The sequence below is a fragment of the Streptomyces sp. OR43 genome, assembly GCF_008042275.1.
Classification (GTDB): domain Bacteria; phylum Actinomycetota; class Actinomycetes; order Streptomycetales; family Streptomycetaceae; genus Streptomyces.
In genome coordinates, this window is record NZ_RDBK01000134.1 from 1 (window position 1) to 2476 (window position 2476).

Sequence of the window (2476 nt, forward strand, 5' to 3'; positions counted from 1 at the left end):
GCCATGGTGCAGCCGACCGCGCCGAGCAGCGGTGTGTGCAGTTCCTCGGGCACGTCGTCCAGGGTGCGCAGGGCGAGGAGCGCGCCCGCGTTGACGGAGCGCAGCCGGCGGATGCCCCGGACGGTCTCGGCGGTGACGGTCCTCGTCACCGTCACACGGGCCGTGCCTGCCTCCGTCAGCCGCCCAGCCGCACCAGGAGCGGGGGCGCGTGTTCGCCGTCGACCGTGGTGAGGGAGAGCACGGCGTGGCCGACGGGCAGCTCGTACGCGAGTCCGGAGGCGGACCACCGTTCCCGTTCGACCTGGCGCACGGTCACCGCGTCCGTGGTGACCGCCTTGCCGGTGGCCATCTTCCGCAGGGCGTGCAGGGCGCGGGTGAGCGGCTGGTCGGCGAAGACGCCGTGCTGGGCGACCTCGCGGACCTCGACCCACTCCTTGCCCCAGGTCTCGGCGAAGCGTTTGCCGTCCCAGGTGGTGACGCCGGGGAAGGCCATGGTGCAGCCGACCGCGCCGAGCAGCGGTGTGTGCAGTTCCTCGGGCACGTCGTCCAGGGTGCGCAGGGCGAGGAGCGCGCCCGCGTTGACGGAGCGCAGCCGGCGGATGCCCCGGACGGTCTCGGCGGTGACGGTGTGGGTCGCGTCGTCCAGGACCAGGCAGACGAAGAGGGAACGGTCGGCGCGGGCCGCGGTGATCGCGTTGAACTGGGCGAGGATCAGCCGGGCCAGCAGCCGGGACGCCTCGGCGTGGGCGCGCTCCGGCAGATCGATGCGCACCCGCAGCGGATGCTGCTCCAGGGAGCGCAGCGAGAACGGGCGGGCGTCGGGCCCGGTGGCGAAGAACTGAGCGAAGGCCGGCCGGTCGAGCACGGCGATCCGGTCGGCGAGGACGGCCGCCGGGTCTCCGGCGCCGCCCGCCTGGCGCTGCCGGGCGTCGAGTTCACGCAGCATCGCGTGGTGTCCGGACGCCTGCAGTGCCTGCCGCAGGCCGTCCAGTGCGGCGGCGGAGCCTTCGAGGAGTTCGCGGAGTTCGGGTACGGCGGGGAAGGTGCCGTGGACGGCGCGGTACGGGCCGAGCAGCTGGCCCAGCGCGGTCGCCGCGCGCCGGGTGTCCGGTGCGGGGAGGTCGCCGGCCAGGCCCTCCGCGAGGGCGGCAGCCGCCTCGTCGGGGTCGGTCGTCCCGCCGTACAGGTCGAAGTCGTGGAGGGACGCGGGGTCGCCGATCCTGACGACGACGTCGTAGGCCCCGTCCGGGCCGAGCCGGTCGCCGCCCGCGCCGACGACGAGCACCGCCGCCTGGCCGGTGAGCGCCCGCAGGGCGAGGGACTCGACGACGGGCCGCACCACCCGTTCCGTCTTCCCCGAGCCGGGCGGTCCGACGGCCAGCAGCGAGGTGCCCAGCGACGCGGGTTCCAGCGCCATCCCCGAGCCGCGGCGCTCATAGGGGTTGCGCGGGTCGTCGGCGCAGGCGCCGATCCGGACCTGGCCGGTGAGCGGGTCGTGCACGGCGGTCCGCCGGGGCAGGTCCCGGCGGCCCGAGGGGTGCAGAAAGGCGTCGGCGCCCTTGCACAGCACGGTTTCGGTGAAGGAGGCCCGCCGGTCGGGCCGGGTCCGGGCGGCTCCCCAGGCGTGGCGCAGCCGTACGCAGTCGATGTCGTTCAGCCGGTCGGCGTGGACGGCCGCGGTGAGGGCCTCCGCGGCGTCCGTGCTGCCGGCGTCCCGCAGTTCGGGCCAGTGGGCGAGGTCCGGTCCGGACGGTGCCGGAGCGGTCCGGGCCCGTTCCGGGCCGGGTTCACCGCGTCCGAGGAGTGCGGCGAGCGCCGCCGCCCACTGACCGGTCCTGGCGAAGGGCCACACGATCGCGGTGCCGATCAGGGCGTAGGCGATGAGCGAGACGAGGAGCGCCGCGTACTGGTTGCCGCCGCCCTGCATCCAGCTGGTCGGAACGGCGGGCAGGATGATGTCGGCGAGCGGTACCCGCCGGGTCCAGACCAGCCATACGGTGACCACCGCGCCGGAGACCGAGAGCAGCAGCCTGGCCCGGTCCAGCCGGGATCCCGCGAAGTAGCGGAAGACATGGGCCCAGCCGCCGATCCGGGCGGCCCAGAAGCCCAGGCCGAGGACCAGGACCTGGTAGTAGAGCGTCGTGGAGTTGACCACCAGCGCCGGCGCGTCCTCCTTGAGCCCGCCGAAGGACCACCATTCGGGACCGGTGATGATCTCGATCGGCACGGACACGTAGGGGACGGCCCGTTCCGTCAGCAGGAGCCACAGCAGGAGCCACAGGACCATCGTCGCCAGCGGACCCACCAGCGAGGGGCGGGGCGGTACGGAGGTGGCCGCCCCCGGTACGGGAAGTGGCCGCTCCCCGGTACTGGATGTGGCGGGCCCCGGACCCGTCACTATCCGGGCGCGTTGCTGAACTCACCGTGTGCGCGCACTAGATTGGCCGGTGCAGCGGTCGGACCTGGCTGGTCAGGG

At 74.4% G+C, this 2476-nt stretch carries 1 protein-coding gene; it reads right to left on the bottom strand.

Features of this window, described 5'->3' with window-relative positions; genetic code table 11:
- Nucleotides 1–175 precede the first annotated feature (175 nt).
- Nucleotides 176–2287 (bottom strand): ATP/GTP-binding protein, encoded by a 2112-nt coding sequence (locus EAO72_RS41600; RefSeq protein WP_261991887.1) that lies wholly within the window; start codon nucleotides 2285–2287, stop codon nucleotides 176–178.
- Between the last annotated feature and the right edge of the window lie 189 nt (nucleotides 2288–2476).

Bases quoted from the DNA above. Each gene is read 5' to 3' on its own strand.
- EAO72_RS41600 (WP_261991887.1), bottom strand. From the start codon at position 2,287: ATGGTCCTGTGGCTCCTGCTGTGGCTCCTGCTGACGGAACGGGCCGTC.